Source organism: Lacticaseibacillus sp. 30, assembly GCF_053819265.1.
Window position 1 is genome coordinate 1 of record NZ_JBSOQX010000080.1, and the last position, 494, is coordinate 494.

Genomic DNA, 494 nt, shown 5'->3' on the forward strand with positions numbered 1-494 from the left:
GCTGAGATTCCGATAATACGGGCGATGGTTTTGACTGGCAACCGTTCATGCGCTAACTTCATGATTCGCTCTGTCATGTGAGCGGCGATCGTGTGGTTGGGTTGCACGAGTGGCGTCTTGGCACTGACTGTGTGGTAACAGTTATGACAGCGCCATCGTTGCTTGTGCAAGTCAATGACTGTCGGCATTTCAACCCCATTGAGGACGCGCACGTGGGCCGTGTAAAACCCGTTAGGGTGCAAGGCCTCAAAGCCACACAGTGGGCACCGGGTTAACCGGTAAGTCAGCTCGGCATCAATCACATGATACTGGCGGCGACGTACCCCGTTGCCGCGATATTCATGACGAACAAAGGCAACTTTGATATTATGGTCTGGTATTCCAAGGACGGACAGTGTAGGATCGTATTGGGACATTTACTCATAACCTCGCTTGCTTTTGGTTTCGACGCTAACAAGCATAGCATGGACACTGAGTAGGTGTCTTTTTGCGTT

Annotated in this window: 1 protein-coding gene; it reads right to left on the reverse strand. The window is 51.2% G+C overall.

The genetic code is table 11. The features are described 5' to 3' along the window. Positions 1-416, reverse strand: a 416-nt coding sequence (locus ACWPAB_RS15445) for a transposase family protein (protein WP_131026725.1), incomplete at its 3' end; no start/stop codon positions are given. Between the last annotated feature and the right edge of the window lie 78 nt (positions 417-494).